General features: G+C 72.5%; 19 protein-coding genes and 1 pseudogene. 6 read left to right on the top strand and 14 right to left on the bottom strand.

Annotated features, from left to right (window positions below):
- Positions 1–104 precede the first annotated feature (104 nt).
- On the top strand, positions 105–2,096 hold the full coding sequence (locus AB0D93_RS36105) for a glycosyltransferase family 2 protein (RefSeq protein WP_362129136.1): 1,992 nt from the start codon (positions 105–107) through the stop codon (positions 2,094–2,096).
- Positions 2,093–4,027 (top strand): kelch motif-containing protein, encoded by a 1,935-nt coding sequence (locus AB0D93_RS36110; RefSeq protein ID WP_362129139.1) that lies wholly within the window; start codon positions 2,093–2,095, stop codon positions 4,025–4,027. Before AB0D93_RS36105 ends, AB0D93_RS36110 begins: the two co-directional genes overlap by 4 nt.
- Here AB0D93_RS36110 and AB0D93_RS36115 read toward each other — a convergent pair whose 3' ends face one another.
- The 10 genes from AB0D93_RS36115 to AB0D93_RS36160 all read right to left on the bottom strand — a co-directional run bounded on the left by AB0D93_RS36115 (position 4,028) and on the right by AB0D93_RS36160 (position 12,515).
- Positions 4,028–5,050: a glycoside hydrolase family 6 protein gene (locus AB0D93_RS36115; protein WP_362129142.1), complete on the bottom strand. Its 1,023-nt coding sequence runs from the start codon at positions 5,048–5,050 to the stop codon at positions 4,028–4,030. It abuts the gene before it with no gap.
- 99 nt (positions 5,051–5,149) lie between these two features.
- Positions 5,150–5,818 carry a class F sortase gene (locus tag AB0D93_RS36120; protein WP_362129145.1) on the bottom strand — a complete coding sequence of 223 codons (669 nt, stop codon included), beginning with the start codon at positions 5,816–5,818 and terminating at the stop codon, positions 5,150–5,152.
- Between the two features lie 9 nt (positions 5,819–5,827).
- Positions 5,828–6,397: a hypothetical protein gene (locus AB0D93_RS36125; protein ID WP_362129148.1), complete on the bottom strand. Its 570-nt coding sequence runs from the start codon at positions 6,395–6,397 to the stop codon at positions 5,828–5,830.
- A gap of 126 nt (positions 6,398–6,523) precedes the next feature.
- Positions 6,524–7,303 carry an HAD-IIA family hydrolase gene (locus AB0D93_RS36130; protein ID WP_362129151.1) on the bottom strand — a complete coding sequence of 260 codons (780 nt, stop codon included), beginning with the start codon at positions 7,301–7,303 and terminating at the stop codon, positions 6,524–6,526.
- Between the two features lie 113 nt (positions 7,304–7,416).
- A complete protein-coding gene (locus AB0D93_RS36135) occupies positions 7,417–8,103 on the bottom strand; it encodes a phosphonatase-like hydrolase (protein WP_362129154.1) in 687 nt (228 codons plus the stop codon).
- A 7-nt stretch (positions 8,104–8,110) separates the two neighbouring features.
- Positions 8,111–9,235 carry a TIGR03364 family FAD-dependent oxidoreductase gene (locus AB0D93_RS36140; RefSeq protein ID WP_362129157.1) on the bottom strand — a complete coding sequence of 375 codons (1,125 nt, stop codon included), beginning with the start codon at positions 9,233–9,235 and terminating at the stop codon, positions 8,111–8,113.
- A 133-nt stretch (positions 9,236–9,368) separates the two neighbouring features.
- The gene (locus AB0D93_RS36145) at positions 9,369–10,124 is read right to left on the bottom strand and encodes a GntR family transcriptional regulator (protein ID WP_362129160.1); all 756 of its coding nucleotides are present in this window, start codon (positions 10,122–10,124) and stop codon (positions 9,369–9,371) included.
- A 48-nt stretch (positions 10,125–10,172) separates the two neighbouring features.
- The gene (locus tag AB0D93_RS36150; protein ID WP_362129163.1) at positions 10,173–10,949 is read right to left on the bottom strand and encodes a hypothetical protein; all 777 of its coding nucleotides are present in this window, start codon (positions 10,947–10,949) and stop codon (positions 10,173–10,175) included.
- Positions 10,950–10,951: 2 nt separating this feature from the next.
- The gene (locus AB0D93_RS36155; protein ID WP_362129166.1) at positions 10,952–11,236 is read right to left on the bottom strand and encodes a hypothetical protein; all 285 of its coding nucleotides are present in this window, start codon (positions 11,234–11,236) and stop codon (positions 10,952–10,954) included.
- A 145-nt stretch (positions 11,237–11,381) separates the two neighbouring features.
- On the bottom strand, positions 11,382–12,515 hold the full coding sequence (locus tag AB0D93_RS36160; protein ID WP_362129301.1) for an ROK family transcriptional regulator: 1,134 nt from the start codon (positions 12,513–12,515) through the stop codon (positions 11,382–11,384).
- Positions 12,516–12,593: 78 nt separating this feature from the next.
- Here AB0D93_RS36160 and AB0D93_RS36165 point away from each other — a divergent pair, with 78 nt between their 5' ends.
- From AB0D93_RS36165 to AB0D93_RS36175, 3 genes are all read left to right on the top strand, one after another.
- Positions 12,594–13,673 (top strand): Gfo/Idh/MocA family oxidoreductase, encoded by a 1,080-nt coding sequence (locus AB0D93_RS36165; protein ID WP_362129169.1) that lies wholly within the window; start codon positions 12,594–12,596, stop codon positions 13,671–13,673.
- Complete coding sequence (locus AB0D93_RS36170) at positions 13,673–14,155, top strand: heme-degrading domain-containing protein (protein WP_362129172.1); 483 nt, start codon at positions 13,673–13,675, stop codon at positions 14,153–14,155. Before AB0D93_RS36165 ends, AB0D93_RS36170 begins: the two co-directional genes overlap by 1 nt.
- Before the next feature lie 87 nt (positions 14,156–14,242).
- Positions 14,243–15,115, top strand: a complete 873-nt coding sequence (locus AB0D93_RS36175) for an LLM class F420-dependent oxidoreductase (protein ID WP_362129175.1) — start codon at positions 14,243–14,245, stop codon at positions 15,113–15,115.
- A gap of 98 nt (positions 15,116–15,213) precedes the next feature.
- Here AB0D93_RS36175 and AB0D93_RS36180 read toward each other — a convergent pair whose 3' ends face one another.
- The 4 genes from AB0D93_RS36180 to AB0D93_RS36195 form a co-directional block, all read right to left on the bottom strand.
- Entirely contained in the window at positions 15,214–16,071 is an 858-nt protein-coding gene (locus AB0D93_RS36180) for a fumarylacetoacetate hydrolase family protein (RefSeq protein WP_362129178.1), read from the bottom strand.
- Positions 16,072–16,198: 127 nt separating this feature from the next.
- The gene (locus tag AB0D93_RS36185) at positions 16,199–16,924 is read right to left on the bottom strand and encodes a YidC/Oxa1 family membrane protein insertase (RefSeq protein WP_362129181.1); all 726 of its coding nucleotides are present in this window, start codon (positions 16,922–16,924) and stop codon (positions 16,199–16,201) included.
- A gap of 108 nt (positions 16,925–17,032) precedes the next feature.
- Positions 17,033–17,377 carry a DUF6412 domain-containing protein gene (locus tag AB0D93_RS36190; RefSeq protein WP_362129184.1) on the bottom strand — a complete coding sequence of 115 codons (345 nt, stop codon included), beginning with the start codon at positions 17,375–17,377 and terminating at the stop codon, positions 17,033–17,035.
- Between the two features lie 65 nt (positions 17,378–17,442).
- Positions 17,443–17,970 (bottom strand): helix-turn-helix domain-containing protein, encoded by a 528-nt coding sequence (locus tag AB0D93_RS36195; protein WP_362129187.1) that lies wholly within the window; start codon positions 17,968–17,970, stop codon positions 17,443–17,445.
- Between the two features lie 158 nt (positions 17,971–18,128).
- On the opposite strand from AB0D93_RS36195, the pseudogene AB0D93_RS36200 reads away from it, so the two are divergent.
- Positions 18,129–19,524 (top strand): annotated as a pseudogene (locus AB0D93_RS36200) (MFS transporter).
- The last annotated feature ends 9 nt before the right edge of the window (positions 19,525–19,533 follow it).

Consider the following 19,533-nt stretch of genomic DNA (forward strand, 5'->3'; position numbering starts at 1 on the left):
CCGGAAGGTCGCGGTCCCGTGTCTGGGGAGTGGGGAGGACGTGCGGACTGCGAGCCACCACAGCGACAAGACACGCGGTGACCTGCGTGTGGGGGGAATGACTCATGACGTCGACGCCGCCGGGCGCCGGACAGAGCCACGCTCACAACGACCCGTCACAGACCACACAACTCCGGGCGATCGGGCACCGGACCGGCCAGTTCCGCCGGATCAGGAAGAGCCTGCCGAGATACGACTACGAGCACTACAGCCGGCTCGCGGGCCCCCTCACCCAGCCCGACCCGACCAGGCCGTACAGAGTGCGGTACCGCTCGCTGCTCTCGCAGGAGCCGCACCGCGTGCGCGCCGCGCTGATGCTGGGCGCGGCCCCGGTGCTCTCCCTGGTCCTGCTGTTCTGGCTGCTCCAGCCCGAGCACTGGACCGAACGCGACTATCCCGCCTACGACTTCCTGCCGGCGCTCGACGTCGTCATGCTCGTCTCGATCGGGCTGATCGAGTTCTTCCGCTGCATGAACGTGCTGTCCAACGCGCACGCCACGCTCGTCGCCCGCGACCCGGTCCCGGTGGTCCCCGAGGCCGGCACCCGCGTCGCCTTCATCACCACCTTCGTGCCCGGCAAGGAGCCGCTGGAGATGGTGACGAAGACGCTGGAGGCGGCAGTGAGACTGCGTCACCGGGGCCTGCTGCACGTCTGGTTGCTGGACGAGGGCGACGACCCGGCGGTCAGGGAGGTGTGCGCCCGGCTCGGCGTGCACCACTTCACCCGCAAGGGCGTCGAGCGGTGGAACCAGCCCAAGGGCCCGCACCGCGCCAAGACCAAGCACGGCAACTACAACGCCTGGCTGGAGGCGCACGGCGACGAGTACGACTTCTTCGCCTCGGTCGACACCGACCACGTGCCGCTGCCCAACTACCTGGAGCGGATGCTCGGTTACTTCCGCGACCCGGACGTCGGCTTCGTCATCGGCCCGCAGGTGTACGGCAACTACGACACGTTCGTCACCAAGGCCGCCGAGTCCCAGCAGTTCCTCTTCCACGCCCTCATCCAGCGCGCCGGCAACCGCTACGGCGCCCCGATGTTCGTCGGCACGTCCAACGCCGTGCGCATCAGCGCCATCAGGCAGATCGGCGGCCTGTACGACTCCATCACCGAGGACATGGCGACGGGCTTCGAGATGCACCGCACCAGGAACCCGGCGACGGGACGGAAGTGGAAGTCGGTCTACACCCCGGACGTGCTCGCGGTCGGCGAGGGCCCGAACGCCTGGACCGACTTCTTCACCCAGCAGCTGCGCTGGTCCCGGGGCACCTACGAGACGATCCTCAAGCAGTACTGGAAGGGCCTGTTCACGCTGGGGCCGGGCAAGCTCTTCAACTACACGATGATGATCATCTTCTATCCGATGTCGGCCCTCAACTGGATCCTCGCGGCGCTGAGTTGCGCGCTGTTCCTGGGTCTCGGCGCCTCGGGCGTGAACATCGACCCGACCGTGTGGCTGATGCTGTACGGCAACGCCTCCGCGCTCCAGATCGGCCTGTACATCTGGAACCGGCGGCACAACGTCTCCCCGCACGAGCCGGAGGGCTCCGGCGGTGTCGCGGGCATGGTGATGTCCGCGCTGTCCGCGCCGATCTACGCGCGCTCCCTCATGGACGCCGTACTGCGCCGCAAGAGCCGGTTCGTGGTGACGCCCAAGGGCGATTCGGCCAGTCCCGACACGTTGTTCGGGACGTTCCGGGTCCACTGGTTCTTCATCCTGGTCTTCGCCGGCTCGCTCGCCGCCGGCTTCGTGTACGGCCACTCCCACCCCGCGATGATCACCTGGGCGTGCTTCGCCCTGCTGATCACCGCCTCGCCGATCTTCGCCTGGCAGTACACGCTGCGCCGGGAACGGAGGAAGCCGGCGCCGGCCGCGGCGGTGGCCGAACCCCGGGACGCCGTGCCCGCGCCGTACGCGGCCCGCGCACCGCACGTCCCGCAGCAGCGGCCCACCTGGGCGGGTGCCGGGCACGGGGACGGCGGTGCGGAGGGGAACGGGGAGAACGAACAGACCATGCAGATCGCCCTTGGCGGACTTGGGGGACGTAAAGAATGAAGGACCAGGCCGGCCGCCGCCGCGCCCGCAGGCTCGCGATCGGTACGGCGGTGGTGCTCGCGCTGGCCGGGATGAACGGGCCGTGGGTCTACCGCTTCGGCACCGCGCAGTACCACCAGTACAAGATCAACAGACCCGAGTACAAGGCCGAGAACGGCCACTGGGACATCATCGAGTTCCCGCCGGAGTACCGCCAGGACACCATCCACGCGGCGCTCCTGCACACCGGCAAGGTGCTGCTGGTGGCCGGCTCGGGCAACAACCAGGACAACTTCAACGCCAAGAAGTTCGACACCCGGATCTGGGACCCGGTCAAGGGCACGATCAAGAAGATCCCCACGCCCAACGACCTGTTCTGCACCGGACACACCCAGCTCGCCAACGGCAACCTGCTGATCGCGGGCGGCACCAAGCGGTACGAGAAGCTCAAGGGTGACGTCAAGAAGGCCGGCGGCGTCATGATCCTCTACAACGAGAACCCGGACAAGCCGATCACGCTGCCCGCGGGCACCAGGTTCACCGGCAAGCAGAAGGGCAGGACGTTCGTCTCCCAGGACCCGGTCCTGGTCCCGCGCGCCACCAAGGTCTTCGACAGGACCGGCAAGTGGCTGCGGAACAACCCCGGTTACGGCCGGGTCTACGTCGAGGCGCCGAAGGAGGGCGCCCGGTACGAGACCGGCACCCAGGACAACTACCGGATCCAGGGCCTGACCGGCGCCGACGCCCGCAACACCTACGGCATCGCGCAGAAGCTCGCCCTCGACAAGAAGGACTTCGAGGGGATCAAGGACGCCTACGAGTTCGATCCGGTCGCCGAGCGGTACATCAAGGTCGACCCGATGAACGAGGCCCGCTGGTACCCGACGCTCACCACCCTGTCCGACGGCAGGATCCTCAGCGTGTCGGGCCTGGACGACATCGGTCAGCTGGTGCCGGGCAAGAACGAGGTCTTCGACCCGAGGACCAGGAAGTGGACGTACACGAAGACGGTCCGGCAGTTCCCGACGTATCCGGCGCTGTTCCTGATGCAGAACGGGAAGATCTTCTACTCGGGTTCGAACGCGGGGTACGGACCGGACGACGTCGGCCGCGAGCCCGGCGTCTGGGACGTCGGCACCAACAGGTTCACCAGGCTGCCCGGGCTGAGCGACCCGAACATGATGGAGACCTCCGGGACGGTGCTGCTGCCTCCGGCGCAGAACGAGAGGTTCATGGTGATCGGAGGCGGCGGGGTCGGCGAGTCGAAGTTGTCGAGCAAGAGGACCCGGCTGATCGACCTGAAGGCCCGAAGCCCCAGGTTCGTGGACGGGCCGGAGCTGGAGAAGGGCACCCGGTACCCGCAGTCCTCGGTCCTGCCCGACGACACGGTGCTGGTGTCGGGCGGCTCGGAGGACTACCGGGGACGCGGCGACTCCAACATCCTCCAGGCACGGCTGTACCACCCCGGCAGCAACAGCTTCACACGGGTCGCCGATCCGCTGGTGGGGCGGAACTACCACTCCGGGTCGATCCTGCTGCCGGACGGGCGGGTGATGTTCTTCGGGTCCGACTCCCTGTACGGGGACAAGGCGAACACCAAGCCGGGGACCTTCGAGCAGCGGATCGAGATCTACACGCCGCCGTACCTGTACCGGGATTCACGGCCGACGCTCGGTGGCGGCCCGCAGACGATCGCCCGCGGCGCGTCCGGCACGTTCACCTCGAAGCACGCGGCCGGCATCAAGAAGGCACGGTTGATCCGGCCGAGCGCCTCGACGCATGTCACGGACGTGGACCAGCGGTCGATCGCCCTGGACTTCAAGACGTCCGGGGACAGGGTCACGGTGACGGTCCCGGAGAACCGGAACCTCGTGCCCTCCGGTTGGTACATGTTGTTCGTGGACGACGACCAGGGGACGCCGTCCAAGGCTCAATGGGTCAAGGTTCCGTAGTCACTTGCTGTTCCGGGCGAGGGCGAGTGCGTAACTCGCCCACCAGTCCCCCGCCTTCGGTCCTCCCTTGCAGGTGCCGTCGGACTCACCCGGCCGTTTGACCCACAGGTAGGCGTCCACCAGGGGGTCGGCCGTCTTCGTCGTCGGGGTTTCTCCCAGGGCCCGGCCCGGCGGGTTGCACCACCGCTGGGCCGGGTCGCCGGCCGTGTAGGGGCCGTTGCCGTTCCTGCTGGTGTCGATGACGAAGTGCTTGCCGCCGACCTTCGCCGAGAGCTGCTTGCCGTAGGCGATGGAGTCCTGGGTGGAGTAGAAGTTGGAGACGTTGACGGAGAAGCCGTCGGCCTGGTCGACGCCCGCCTGCTGGAGGGGCTGGAAGATCTGGTCGGGGTGGCCCCAGCCGGCGTTGCCCGCGTCCAGGTAGACCTTGGTGTTCTTCAGCGACTTGAGCTTGGCGACCGCGCCCTTGAGGAGGTCGTAGCGCTCCTCGCGGAACTGGGCCGGGGTGCAGCCGTCCACGAGGTGCAGGACGGCGTCGGGTTCCAGGACCACCGTCGCGGAGCGGTCGCCGATGCCCCGGGCCACGCCGTCGATCCAGGCGCGGTAGGCGTTGCCGTCGGCGGCGCCGCCCTGGGAGTACTGCCCGCAGTCGCGGTGCGGGATGTCGTAGAGCACCAGCAGGGCCGTGCGGTCGGACTTCTCGGCGGCCTCGGTGAAGCCGCGGGCCTCCTGCTCCGGGTTCTCGGGGCCGATCCACTCCCCCACCGGCTGCTCGGCGATCCTGCGGATCTGTTCGGTCTTCGCCTTGTCGCCGGATTTGGCGTAGGCGGCGAGCTGACGGGCCGCGGTGCCGTCCGGGTTCACCCAGAACGGGTCGGCGTTCTTGGGCTGTTGGGTGATCCGGGCCCCCTGGTCCCCGTTCTTGTCGCCGCCTGGGGAGGAGCATCCGGCGAGCAGCAGCGCCGCCCCCAGCACCACCGCCGCCGACGCCCGCGCGGACGTACGGGCCCCCCTGCTGTCGTACATGCGTATCCCCCTGGTCCCCCTGGGCGAACTGGTCAGGGTGTCCAATCGTGGCATATCCGGCCGGTCCGTCACGAGGTCGCGTGGCGGGGCGTACGGGGGTCAGCGGGTGGTTCCGGTGAGGTACGCGGAGACCACCACGTTGGCCGTGTAGCTGCTGCTGGCGCGGTCGAAGGAGCCGCCGCAGGTGATCAGGCGCAGCTCGGCGCGGCCGGGCCGGTGGGGGGCGTAGGCCTGCCGGGCGTCGAAGCCGGCCCGGGGCAGGACGCTGACCTCGTCGACGGTGAACCGGGCGACCCTGCCGTCCGAGCGGACCACGCGGACCGTGTTGCCGGGCTTGAGCGTGCTGAGCTTGTAGAAGACCGCGGGCCGGGTCCGGGTGTCGACGTGTCCGACCAGGAGCGCGGCCCCCTTGGCACCGGGTGCGGTGCCGGCGCCGTACCAGCCGACCACGCCCGGCTGGTCGAAGGGCGGCGGGTCGACGGCGCCCCGGGCGTCCAGGCCACGGCTCACCACCGGTGCCTGCACGCCCAGCTGGGGGATGTCGACGCGCTGGGGCAGAGCGTCCCCGAGCGGCTGGGCGGGGCTGGGCAGCCGGGTGGGCCCGGCGGGCGAGAGGGCGAACAGGTCGCCCGTGGCCGGGCCGGACGTGCTGTGCGGCAGGCCGGTCAGCCCGCGTCCCCACAGCCACAGCCCGAGCAGCAGCAGCGCCCAGGTCAGGGTGGTGACGAGCCGCCCGGTGCCGGTGGCGCGCTCAGGGTCGTCGCACATGGGCCGGCTTCAGCGCGTACCGCGGTCCCGGCGGGCGCGCAGCCCCACGGCGACCGCCGCGATCCCGGCGAGGGCCAGGCCGGTGACCGTCTGCCCGGTGCCGGGGGCGGAGTCGGTGGTGGCCACCGTGGCGAAGTGCGCGGTGCCGCCGCCGCCCGCGTCGACGGGGGCGACCGGGGAGGCGGCGGCCTGGCCGGGCTCCCGGGCGGGCGCCTCGTACCGCCCGGTCCCCGGGTCGGCGCTCGCCGCTCCCTGGGCCACCGTCACCCTGCCGCTGATCACGTAGTCGGCGCAGGTGACCCTGACGTCGTAGGCGCCCGGCCTGAGGGAGGAGCGCACGCGGGTCTCCCCGGACAGGGCACCCTGGCTGCCGGTCAGCCGGGCCTCGGAGACGAAGGCGGGCGAGACGGCGGTCCCCTGCTTCCCGGGGCAGCCGTGCACCCGCACGGACACGTCGGCGCCGGGGGCCGGGGAGGCCGGGGTCACGGAGACCGAGCCTTCGTCGGCCGCGTGGGCCGCCGGGGCGAACGCCGCGACGGCCAGGATTCCCGTACAGAGAGTGAGGCGTAGTGAGCCCATCGTGAACCTCCAGTTATCAGGAGGCTCCCCCGCCCGGGGCGCCCCCGCATCCTCGGGGGGCGCGCCATTGCTCCAAACGGGTGGACCGGGTTTTCACATCCCCGGGTCAGGGGGTTGTGGGCCGGATCAGACGAGGTCGACCAGGTCCGCGATGGAGTCGACGACCTGGGAGGGGCGGAAGGGGTAGCGGTCGACGTCGTCGGGCTGGGTGACACCGCTGAGCACCAGGAAGGTCCGCATCCCGGCCTCCAGGCCCGCGAGGACGTCGGTGTCCATGCGGTCGCCGATCATCGCGGAGGTCTCCGAGTGGGCCCCGATGGCGTTGAGCCCGGCCCGCATCATCAGCGGGTTCGGCTTGCCGACGAAGTACGGCTTCTTGCCGGTCGCGGCAGTGATCAGGGCGGCGACCGAGCCGGTGGCGGGCAGGTCGCCCTCAATGGAGGGGCCGACGTTGTCCGGGTTGGTGGCGATGAACCGGGCGCCGCCGTTGATCAGCCGCACGGCCTTGGTGAGGGCCTCGAAGGAGTAGGTGCGGGTCTCACCGAGTATCACGAAGTCGGGGTCGTGGTCGGTGAGGATGTAGCCGATGTCGTGCAGTGCCGTGGTCAGACCGGCCTCGCCGATGACATACGCGCTGCCGCCCGGCCGCTGGTCGTCGAGGAACTGGGCGGTGGCCAGCGCCGAGGTCCAGATGTTCTCCTCCGGCACGTCCAGGCCCATGCGGCGCAGCCGGGCGTGCAGGTCACGGGCGGTGTAGATGGAGTTGTTGGTCAGCACCAGGAAGGGCCGGCCGGACTCCCGCAGCTTCTTCAGGAAGTCGTCGGCGCCGGGGATCGGAACGCCCTCGTGGATGAGAACACCGTCCATGTCGGTGAGCCACGACTCGATGGGCTTGCGGTCTGCCATGTTGTGCGTCTCCTGGCGTACGTACGGTCAAGAACACGGGGGCGCCGGAACCACGGCGTACCGGACGCCCCCAGCCTAGTCAGGGCGGCCTGATCTCGACCCCTTCGTGCGTGTCACCGGTCTGCCCGCAGCAGTGCGGGCAGTTCGGCGACGGAGTCGAGGACGTGGGTGGCACCGGCGGCCCGGAACTCCGCGTCCCCGTGGGCCCCGGTGCGTACCCCCGCGATCAGCCCGGCCCCGGCCCGCACCCCGCTGAGCACGTCGTAGGAGGTGTCCCCGGCGACGGCTACCTGGCGCACGTCCTCGGCGGCCTTGGTGCGGACGAAGGCCTCCAGGACCATGTCCGGGTACGGCCGCCCGCGCCCGCCGGCGTCGGCGGGGCACAGGGTGAGCGGGACGAGGTCGCGCCAGCCGAGGGCGTCGAGGATCGCGTCCTGGGTGACGCGGGCGAAGCCGGTGGTCAGGACGACGCTGCGGCCGCTGCCGGCCAGCTCCTCGATGGCCTCCCGCGCACCCGGCACCGGTGCGATCAGACCGCCGTCGACGAGATCGCCGTACGCCTTCTCGAAGGCGGTGTTGGCGCGCCGGGCGCGGTCCTCGGTGCCGAACAGGTGCCGGAAGACGGAGATCTTGGACTCGCCCATGGTGGCGCGGACGTAGGAGAGGTGCTCGGCGTGCTCGGCCGAGCCGGGCTCGACGCCCAGTGCGGTGGCCGCCGCCTCGAAGGCGCGCTCGACGAGCCCGCCGTCGGCGACGGTCGTGCCGGCCATGTCGAGGACGACCAGTCGGACATCGGTCATGGGGTGCTCACCAGCCCAGTTCGTTCGCGGTGGTCTCGGCTGTCGCGGGGGCGCAGGTCATGCCGCGCCCGCCGGGCCCGGTGACCAGCCACACCCCCTCGCGCACCTGCTGCCGGTGCACCACCCGGCCGGGTTCGGTGCACTGCGCGTAGACGCCCGCCCAGCGGCGGCGGATGCGCGGCAGCGGCCGGCCGAGCAGGGACTCGACCACGCCGGTCAGGTGCTCGTACGGCTCCTCGACGGTGTCGAAGGCGAAGGGGTGTTCGTACTCGTGGGTGTCGCCGATGGTCAGGCCGCCGTCGGCGCGCTGCACCATGAGCAGCTGCATCCTGTGCGTGGCCGCGGTCTCCGGCTGCGGCTGCCGGGCGTTGAGCTCGTCCAGCGCCGGGGAGGCGTAGGCCGGGTAGTAGCGGAAGCTGTCGGCGTCGGCGACGGAGGTGGGCAACGGCTCGCCCAGCGGGTCGGTCTGCATCATCTGCAGCCGGACCCGGCGCACGGGCAGCCCGGGTCCGGCGAGTTCGCGGACCAGTCCGCCGAGCCAGGCGCCGGTGCACAGCACGACCACGTCGGCCCGGTGCACGTCCCCGTGGTCGTCCCGGACGGTACCGGCGCCGGACACCTCGCGCACCTCACGGCCCGGCAGGAAGGTGTAGTTCGGGGAGTTCAACAGCTCGGCTCGCAGGGCGAGTTGGGCGGTGCGCGGCTCGACGGCCGCGTCCCGCTCGCAGTACAGGGCGGCGGCGAAGTCGCCCCGCAGGGCGGGGTTGAGCGCGCGGGCCTCGCTCGGGAGGAGGAGCTTGTAGCCGCGGGCGGCGGCGTCCGCGCGGGCCACGGCGGCCTCGGCGACGGCGAGTTCCAGGGGTCCCCGGAGGGGTGTCAGGGACCCGTTCGCCCGGAAGCCCAGCCCCGGCACCCGTGCGCCGATGCCCTCCCACAGCTCCCGCGCCCGCAGCGCGGTCTCCAGCTCCTCCCCTCCGGCGCGGCCGCTGACCCAGATCTGCCCGAAGTTGCGCAGCGAGGCGCCGCGCGCCTCGGCCTCGCGCTCGATCTGGACGACCTGGTGGCCGCGCCGCACCGCATGCCAGGCGTGCATGGTGCCCACCACGCCCGCTCCGACGACTGTCACTTTCACGACGGCGACGCTCCTCGCGCTCGGGGAACCGGAGACATCCGGCTGACAACGAGAGCGTGCAGGACCCCGTCACCTTTGGGCTAGACCCGTTATCTTTTCGTGATGTACGACTGGGGGTCGATATCGGCTTTTTTCAGCCCTTGAGATGCGTGGAGAACGAGAACCGGTCCCCCCGGTACAGCGACCGCACCCGCTCCAGCGGCCCGCCGTCCGTGTCCCGGGAGACGCGGTGGATGAGCAGCATGGGCAGGGCGGGCGGGGTGCCGATGAGCAGGGCTTCGCGGGGCGTGGCCAGCACGGTCTCGATCCGTTCGTCGGCGTCGCCGAAGGAGATGCCCTGGGCGGCGAGGTAGCCATAGAAGGAGGAGTCGGGGTCGAAGTCGGAGTCCAGGCGTGGCAGCCGACCGACGGCGACGTAGGTGCTCTCCAGGCCGACCCGCTCCTCGTCGGCGAGCAGCACCCGCTCCAGGTGCCAGACCGGTTCGCCCCGGGTGAGTCCGGTCTCGGCGGCGAGGGCGTCCGGGCAGGGGAAGCGGTCGAGGGTGACGAGCGTACGACCGGGGGTACGGCCCTGCCGCCGCACGCCCTCGGTGTAGCTGGCCAGGGACAGCGGCTGGGCCAGCTTGGGCCCGGCGACGACCGTGCCGCGCCCCTTCCGCCTCAGCCGCCCCTCCAGCACCAGTTCCCGTACGGCCTGCCGCACGGTCTCGCGGGCCACGTCGTACCGCTCGGCGAGGTCCCGCTCGGTGGGAATGACGCTGTCCTGCCCGAGTTCCTCCAGCAGCGCGGCGATCCGAGCCTTCACCGCGTAGTACTTGGGTATGCGTCCGTGCTCGGGGATGCCGGACCGGACGGGGGCGCCGGGTGCCTGGTCGTTCGGGTAGTCCACGTGAGGATCGTCGCAGACGGGGCGGGTGTGGCGCTTGCGGCCCCCGGCTCAGCGGCGTCGACGGGCCCGCAGCAGCACGCCGCCGGCGACACCGAGGAGCACGGCCGCGGCCGCGAGCAGCACGTGCGCGAGCCCGGGTCCCGTCTCGGCCAGCTCCGCGGCGAACGGCAGGGAGGAGTCGTCGGAGGGGGAGTCGGCGGTCGCCCTGCCGGGCGGGCTCGGCTCGGCGCTGCCCCCGGTGCCGTCCGGATCCGGCAGCGGCGCCTCGCCGTCCCGGCCGATCGCGAACCGGTACGCGTTGGACTCCCCGACCCAGTCTCCGTCGTCGCCCCGGCGCTGCACGACGGCGGCGTTGGCGGTGACCCGGTCGGTCGCGGTGTCGGAGGGCAGCGCGAGCCTGACCTTGACGCTGACGGTCCGGCCGGGCGGTACGGCGAACCCGCCGAACCCGGCGCCGTCGAGCACGCCGACCAGTTCCTGCTCGTCGGTGCCCTCGAACCGCACCGGCCGCGCCTTGGGGCCGTCGTAGAAGTCCAGCTGGGGCTGGTCCGGCTTCAGCGCGCGCCTGTCGTCGACGAGGACGATCACCGGGTGGATGTCGGTGCAGGTCCGGCCGGTGGTGTTGGTGAGGTCGATGTACCAGGTGCCGTAACCGCCGCCCGCCTCGTAGGAGCTCGGGCCGCCGCGGATCCGGGTGGTCAGCGGGAAGGCCCGCGCGTCGGCGCCGGCACAGGGGGCGGCGCCGGCCGCCGCGGACGCCCCGGTGACGGGCAGGCAGACGGCGGCCGCGGCGAGGCAGAGGGACAGGGGCGCGCGCGGTCGCATGATCAGGTGGACGCCACGACCTGGCCGGACATGACCTGGGGCGGGTTGGGGAGCAGCGGCGCCAGGTTGTCCCGTACGAAGACCGCCGCCCGTCTGATCGATTCCGAGGCGCCGGTCTCGTCCTCGAAGATGCTGGTGGAGACCATGACCCCGTTGCCGGCGTCGACCCAGTAGTAGGCCACGAGACCGGGAATGTCCCGGACGAGCGGTACGAATCCCTCGTTCACCAGGCGTCCGGCCTCGGCCGGATCGGTCACGCCTTCGTACTTCCTGACGGCTGCGTACACCGCTGCTCTCCTCACGGCTCCGAACGGTCGCCCGTGAAGAGTCGTACCCGCGGCCGTGACCGGTCGCTCGCGAGCCGCACGGCCATCACCGGAACGGACGGACCGGCACCGGTCCGGAAGGCGAGCTCCACCGGCGCCCCGCCCCCTACGCCTCCCGCCCGAACAACGGCGCCAGCAGCAGTTGTGCCGCCCCCTCCGCGACCACCAGTTCCCCGCCCGGTGCCAGGCCCACGGGCACCGTCCCCCCGAGCACCCCCTCGCGCCGGGCCCGCGCCCCGAGCACCTCGCCGACGCCCCGCACGAACACCTCGGGCGCCCCGGCGACCGTCCGCCCGCCCAGCAGCACCACGTCGATGTCCAGCAGCCCGACCAGATTCGCCGCCCCCACCCCCAGCACCCGCGCCGCCTCCGCGTGCTGCCCCCGCCCCACGGCCGTCAGGCACAGCACCTCCACGCACCCCCGGTTCCCGCACTCGCACAGCGGCCCGTCCAGCTGGACCACCTGGTGCCCGAACTCCCCCGCCCCGGTCCGCGCCCCCCGGTGCACGTGCCCACCGATCACCAGCCCGGCGCCGAGCCCCGTACCGAGGTGCAGATACGCGAAGGATCCGCCCTCGCCCGCCACCGCCAGCCCGAGCGCCGCCGCGTTGGTGTCCTTGTCCACCACCACCGGCACCCCCAGCCGCTCGACCAGCGCGTCGCGCAGCGGGAACCCGTCCCACTCGGGAAACCCGGTGACCCGGTGCAGCACGCCCCGCGCGTGATCGAGCGGCCCCGGCAGCGCCACCCCCACCCCGAGCAGCGTCCCGACCCGGGCGAGCCCCTCGCCCCCGAGGCCCAGGCGGTCCGCGACCAGCCCCTGGACCGCCCCCGCGACCACGGCGAGCACGGCCTGTGCCCCGGCGCCCAGATCCAGTTCCGTCCGCCGTTCCCCGACCACGGCCCCGTCCAGATCGACCAGCACCACCCGCAGCTCGTCCCGGTCGAGGTGCACCCCGACCGCATGCCCCGCGTCCGGCACCAGCCGCAGTACGGTCCGCGGCTTGCCCCCGGTCGACGCGCGCCGTCCGGCCTCCGCCGCGAGCCCCTCCTCCCGCAGCCGTGCGGTGATCTTGCTGACGGCCTGCGGGGTCAGCCCGGTCCGCTCGGCCAGTTCGAGCCGGCTGATGCCCTGCGCCCCGGCGTCCCGCAGCAGCCCCAGCACCAGCGCGGTGTTGTGCGAGCGCACCGCGCCCAGGTTCGCGCCCGCCGGCCCGCCGCTCCCCGGCCCCGGCCGCATCCCCGTTCCCGTCCTGTTCACGCCACCCATTCTCCCCACCACTTGCACTTTGGCAACAGCGTTGCGAAAGTGGGTTCCATGACAGGACGCAAGACCGCTGCCCCCCTCCGCGTCGGCCTGATCGGCTACGGCCTCGCCGGCTCCGTCTTCCACGCCCCGCTGATCGCCGCCACCGAGGGCCTCGCCCTGGACACCGTGGTCACCTCCCACCCGGAGCGGCAACAGCAGGCGCGCGCCGAGTTCCCCGACGTGACGCTCGCCGCCACCCCCGAGGAGCTCCTCGACCGCGCGGACCGGCTGGACCTGGTCGTCATCGCCTCCCCGAACAAGACGCACGTCCCGCTCGCCTCGGCCGCCCTCAAGGCGGGCCTTCCGGTCGTCGTCGACAAGCCGGTCGCCGGCACGGCGGCCGAGGCCCGCGACCTCGCCGCCCTCGCCGAGGAGCGCGGCCTGCTCCTGTCCGTCTTCCAGAACCGCCGCTGGGACAACGACTTCCTGACCCTGCGCAAGCTGCTGGCCGACGGCGCACTCGGCGACGCCTGGCGCTTCGAGTCCCGCTTCGAGCGCTGGCGCCCCCAGCCCAAGGGCGGCTGGCGCGAGTCCGGCGACCCGGCAGAGATCGGAGGTCTGCTCTACGACCTCGGCAGCCATGTCGTCGACCAGGCCCTGGTCCTCTTCGGCCCGGCCACCGAGGTGTACGCCGAGTCGGTCGTCCGCCGCCCCGGTGCCGAGACCGACGACGACACCTTCATCGCGCTCACGCACGCGAACGGCGTCCGCTCCCACCTCTACGTCTCCGCGACGGCCGCCCAGCTCGGCCCCCGCTTCCGGGTGCTGGGCTCGCAGGCGGGCTATGTGAAGTACGGTCTCGACCCGCAGGAGGCCGCCCTGCGCGAGGGCCTGCGCCCCGGCCCCCGGTGGGGCGCCGAACCCGAGGCGCTGTGGGGCCGCGTCGGCTCCGGAGAGTCCCCGCTGACCGGCGGCGGCACCCCCGTACCGACGCTCCCCGGCGACTACCCCGCCTACTACGCGGCCGTCGCCGACGCCCTGACCGGCGCCGGACCCAACCCGGTGACCGCCCTGGAGGCGGCCGCCGCCCTCGACGTACTGGAAGCGGCCCGCAGGTCCGCCCGGGACAAGGTGACGGTGACCCTCTGATGTCCCGGATCACCCCTGAGCTCACCCCGTCCGTGGAGGAGCTGGAGGCGCAGGAACGCCGCCTGGTCTTCCGGCGGTTCACCCACGACGACGCCTGGGCCCTCGGCTCGCTCCTGGTCGGGCTGGCCCGGGAGCGCCAGGCCCCGGTCGCCATCGACATCCACCGCGCCGGCCAGCAGCTCTTCCACGCGGCCCTGCCCGGGTCCACCCCGGACAACGACGCCTGGATCGCCCGCAAGCGCCGCGTGGTGGAGCGCTACGGCTCCGCCTCCTACCTGGTCGGCGCCCGTTTCCGCGCCAAGGGCACGACGTTCGAGGACTCCTCCCGCCTGGACCCCGGCACCTACGCGGCACACGGCGGCTCGTTCCCCATCCACGTCGAGAACGTGGGCGTCATCGGCGCGGTCACCGTCTCCGGCCTGCCCCAGCTCGAGGACCACAGGTTCGTCGTGGCGGCACTGGAACAGTTCCTGAAGGTGTGACGCCCACGGGGATTACGTGAGGGACCCCTCCGGTTGGACATGACGGTAGACGTCATGATCACAGCCCGCCCGGAGGGATCGCACCCCATGAGCACCCTGAGCGCCTTGAAGGACAGGATCGGCCGGTACGGCGTCTGGAACGTCGGCCTGCGCGCGGAGGACCCCGCCCGGCGCGGTGAACTGGGCGAGGCGGCGGCCGAGTTGGAGGAACTCGGCTTCGGCGCCGTATGGCTGGGCGGCAGCAGCGCCGCCCGGCACGCCGTACCGCTCCTGGAGGCCACCGGCACCCTCGTCGTCGGCACCAGCATCCAGAGCATCTGGCAGTACGACGCCGAGGCGAGCGCGGCCGCGTTCGCCGGGGTGGACGCCGCCCATCCCGGCCGCTTCGTGCTCGGCCTCGGCGTGAGCCACGCCAAGCTCGCCGACCAGTACCGCCGCCCGTACTCGGCCCTGGTCGCCTACCTCGACGCCCTGGACACGGCCGGGGTGCCCGCGGACCGCCGGGTGCTGGCCGCCCTCGGCCCGAAGACCCTGGAGCTGGCCCGTGACCGGGCGGCGGGCGCGGTGCCGTACCTGGTCACCCCCGAGCACACCGCCCTGGCCCGCGAGATCCTGGGCGACGCCCCGCTGCTGGCCCCGGAGCTGAAGGTGGTCCTGGAGACCGACCCGGGCCGAGCCCGCTCCCTCGCCCGCGACACCCTCGCCATGTACCTCGCCCTGCCGAACTACACCAACAACTTCCTGCGGCACGGCTTCACCGAGGAGGACCTGGCCGACGGCGGCAGCGACCGCCTCGTCGACGCGGTCTTCGCCTGGGGCGACGAGGACCGCGTCCGGGAGCGGATCGGCGCCTTCCAGCAGGCCGGCGCGGACCACGTGGCCCTCCAGGTGATCACCGACGCCGAGAGGGACACGCTCCCGAGGGAGGAGTGGCGCAGGCTGGCTTCTCTACTGGGCTGACCGGTCCGGCTCCGAGGGGCGCGGGGAACTGCGCGGCCGGCCACGACGGACCCGCAGTCGCCGTACGACCGCGGATCCGCGGCGCCCCGGCGGAGCGGCTACGCGTCCTTGAGTTCCTGGCGCTGACGCCCGAGCCCGGAGATCTCCAGCTCGACGACGTCCCCTGCCCTCAGGTACGGCTTGGGCTCGGGCTGCCCCAGGGCGACCCCCGCCGGTGTCCCGGTGTTGATGACGTCCCCGGGGTACAGCGTCATGAACTGGCTGACGTACCGCACGACCTCCCCCACGGGAAAGATCTGCTCGGCCGTCGTACCGTCCTGCTTCAACTCCCCGTTGACCCACAGCTTCAGCGACAGGCTCTGCGGGTCGGCGACCTCGTCGGCCGTCACCAGCCACGGCCCCAGCGGATTGAACGTCTCGCAGTTCTTGCCCTTGTCCCAGGTGCCGCCGCGCTCGATCTGGAACTCCCGCTCGGACACGTCGTGGGCCACCGCGTACCCGGCGACGTGCGCGAGCCCCTCCTCGGCCGACCCGAGGTAGCGGGCCGTACGCCCGATGACGACCGCCAGCTCCACCTCCCAGTCGGTCTTGGCCGATCCCCTCGGGACGAGGACGGTGTCGTTCGGGCCGACCACCGTGTCCGGCGCCTTGAAGAAGACCACCGGCTCGGCGGGCGGCTCGGCGCCGGTCTCGCGGGCGTGGTCGTGGTAGTTGAGCCCGATGCACACGATCTTGCCGATGCGGCCGAGCGGCGGCCCGATCCGGAGTCCCGTCGCGTCCAGCGCGGGCAGCTCGCCGGCCTCGGCCGCCGCCCGTACCCGGCCGAGCGCGCTCTCGTCGGCGAGCAACGCGCCGTCGATGTCCTCGACGGTCCCCGACAGGTCCCTGAGTGTTCCCCCGGCATCCAGCAGCGCGGGCCGCTCCGCCCCCGCCGTACCGACTCGCAGCAGCTTCATGGTCACATCTCCCTCGGTCGCGGGCGCCCGGCCGATGGGTGCAGCCATCGGAGGACTGGCCGATCCTCCAATCCCCGCGTCCACTCCGCAAGACCCTGTTCACGTACTGGACCGTAACCGCACCCGGCTACCGGTACAGCGCGGCCCGCTCCACGGCGGTCCATGCCGTGCTGGTGACGACGTACAGCGCGGCGGCGAGCGGTACGACCGCCACGGTGACGAGCGTGAAGAAGGACATGAACGGCATGACCTTGTTGATCGCGCCGAGCCCCGGCACCTGCTCCCCGCCCGCGGCGCTCACGGCGACCGGGTTGTCGGCCATCGTCCGCTTGGTGCGCCGGTAGTTGAAGGCGGCGACGGCCGCGACGATCACGAAGAGGCCCAGGTACACCAGTCCGGCCCCGCCGAACACCCCGCCCCCGCCGAGCGCGTCGGCCCACTTCCCGCCGAGCGGCGCCGCGAACAGCCGGTGGCCGAGCAGCCCGTTGGCCTCGCCGCCGATCGTGGAGCTGGAGAAGAGGTGGTAGAGGAGGAAGAAGGCGGGCAGCTGGAGCAGGCTGGGCAGACAGCCGGAGAGCGGCGAGACCCGTTCCTCGGCGTGCAGTTCGAGCACCGCCTTCTGCAGCCGCTGCGGATCCTCGGCGTGCTTCGCGCGCAACTCGGCGATCTTCGGCTGGAGTGCGGCGCGGGCGCGCTGGCCGCGGGCGGCGGCGCGGGACAGGGGGTGGACGAGGAGTCGTACGAGCGCGGTGAACAGGACGATGGCGGCGGCGGCCGCGGAGGCGTGGAAGAGCGGCTGGAGCAGGTCGGCGAGGTGCTCGACCAGGCGGGCGAAGACGGAGAAGACGGACATGGGTGAGCCCTCCGGGGGTCTCGTCGTGCCGGAAAAGGTCGGACCGGAAGCGGTCGGAACGGCATGACGACCCGCGCGGGGTCACGCGTACGAAAGGAGAGACGTGCCCTACGCGGCGGTCGCCGGAAGGGCGTGTCCGGGTGCCCGGGGCCGGCGCCGTCCGGGCGCGTCGGGATCGCGCTGCGGCAGGAAGGCCGTGCGCCGGGCCCGGTCGCGGATGGCCGTGCGCACCCGGGTGGGCGGGACGGCGGGCGCCGAGCGGGCGGCGATCAGCGCACAGGCGGCGAACGCCGCCCCGGCCGCCGTGGTCGCGGCGAGCGCCACGGTCGCGGAGAGGTTGCCGGTGTCGAGCAGCATGACCGGCAGCAGCAGGAGCAGCAGCGGGGCGAGCGCACGCGACCGCGCGAGACTGCGGATCACTCGGCTCCCCTCCCCACGGTCACAACCGCCCATGTCGACCTGCCCTTTATACCCGACCGGCGGGAACAGGCGTACCGCGACGCCGGCCGCCCGGCCGGTCAGGCCGGTTCCGTCTCCAGCGGCTCCAGCAGTCGCCTGGGCTTGAGCAGCGCCCGGCTGACCGGGTCCGCCGGGTCCGGGTCGAGGCCCTGGCCGGGCTCCATGACCACGTCCTCCAGCGGTACGACGATCCCGCACGCCCGGCACTCGCCGTAAGGCCCGAGCTCCGTACCGCACGCCACGTGCCGGAAGTACCGCAACTGCGTCTCGCTGAAGTGCTCGCGCCCCCACAGGCCGAGGGCGCGCAGGGTGGGCCACAGGGCGCGGCCGCGCTCGGTGAGGACGTACTCGTCGCGCGGCGGCGACTGCTGGTAGCGGCGCTTTTCGAGGATGCCCTCGGCGGTCAGGGTCTGCAGCCGGGCGGCCAGGACCGCGCGCGGGATGCCGAGGTGGACCAGGAAGTCGTTGTAGCGGCGCACGCCGTACAGCGCGTCCCGCACGACGAGCAGCGTCCAGCGCTCGCCGACGATCTCGAGTGCGCGGGCGATCGAGCACTCCTGTGTCGCGTAGTCCTTGCCCAGTGCCATGCCGTCCACTGTAGCCACTTTCCGACAGTTCGGTTCAATGACCGAACCTTAGGTGTTACGGTGAGGGAGCCAGGTCGGTTCAATGAGCGAACCGTAAGTCGCCCCCTCCGCCTCACGTCACTCGTGTCGCCTCAGCCCCGGAAGGACGGGACCACGCCATGACCGGGCTCGACTCCGTCACCACCCCGACCGCAATCGCCGCACGCGGCGCGACCACCCGGGACGCCGCGCGCCCCCGGGCCACCCTCGCCCTGACCAGCGCGGCCACCGCCGTGGCGCTGATGACGTACACGGCCCCGATGGTCACGCTCCCGCACACGGCGGCCGACCTGCACACCCCGCTCTCCGCCCAGGCCTGGCTGCTGAACGGCACCCCGCTCGGCCTCGCCGCCCTGCTCCTGGTGGCCGGCAGCCTCGCCGACGACTACGGCCGCCGCCGCATCTTCCTCGCCGGCACGCTGGCCCTCGGCCTCACCACCGCCCTCGGCGCCTTCACGACGTCGACCTGGCAGTTCACCCTCGCCCGCGTCGCCCAGGGAGCGGCGAGCGCGGCGATCCTCGCGAGCAGCCTCGGCCTGCTGGTGGCGGCCTTCCCCGCACCGCGCGCCCGGCTGCACGCCACCGGCGTGTGGGGCGCCTTCGTCAGCGGCGGCATCGCCATCGGCCCGCTGGTCGCCGGCGCCCTGCCGACCTGGCGCGTCGCGTACGGCATCCTGGGCGCCGCCGCCCTGGTCGTCGCCGCCCTCGGCACCCGGACGCTCAGCGAGTCCCGCGCCCCGCGCGGCGGCCGGCCGGACGTCCTCGGCGCCCTCACCTTCGGCCTGGCCCTGGTCGCCCTGGTGGCCGCCCTCACCCTGGGCCGCGACGGCTGGCTGCGCGCATCGGTCGGCCTCCTCCTCGCCGCCGCCAGTCCTCCTGATCGCGCTCTTCGCCGCGGTGGAACACCGCACGGCCACCCCCATGATCGAGCTCGGCCTGCTGCGTCACACCCGCTTCCTGGCCTCGGCCGCCGGCGGCCTCTTCACCGGCCTCGGGGTGATCGGCCCGTTCAGCTTCCTGCCGGCCCTGTTCCAGCAGACGCTCCGGCTGTCCGCCATGGACACGGCCTGGCTGCTGCTGGTCTGGTCCGGGCTGAGCTTCACCGTGGCCCTCCAGGTCAAGCACCTGGCCGGCCGCATCGCCCCGCGCACGCAACTGGCCGTCGGCTTCACGCTGCACGCCGTCGCCGTCCTGACCATGCTCGGCGCCCTCGCCTCCGGGTCCTGGACCCGTCTGCTGCCCGGCCTGGTCATCAGCGGAATCGGCAGCGGCCTGCTCAACGGCTCGCTCCCGTCACTGGCCGTCGAGTCGGTCCCGCGCGAGCGCGCCGCGATGGGCTCCGGCGCCCAGCAGACCCTCCGCTACATCGGCTCCTGCGCCGGCGTGGCCCTGACCATCGCCCTCGCCACCTCGTCCCACAGCCTGACCCACGGCGCGAACACCGCCCTGCTGGTGTCGGCGGGACTGGCGGTCGCGGGGGCGGTGAGCGTGGCGGTGCTGCGGGAACGGGCGTGACGACGCTCG

Origin of the sequence: Streptomyces sp. NPDC048191, assembly GCF_040652655.1 — a bacterium.
In the GTDB taxonomy this organism is placed as follows: Bacteria; Actinomycetota; Actinomycetes; order Streptomycetales; family Streptomycetaceae; genus Streptomyces.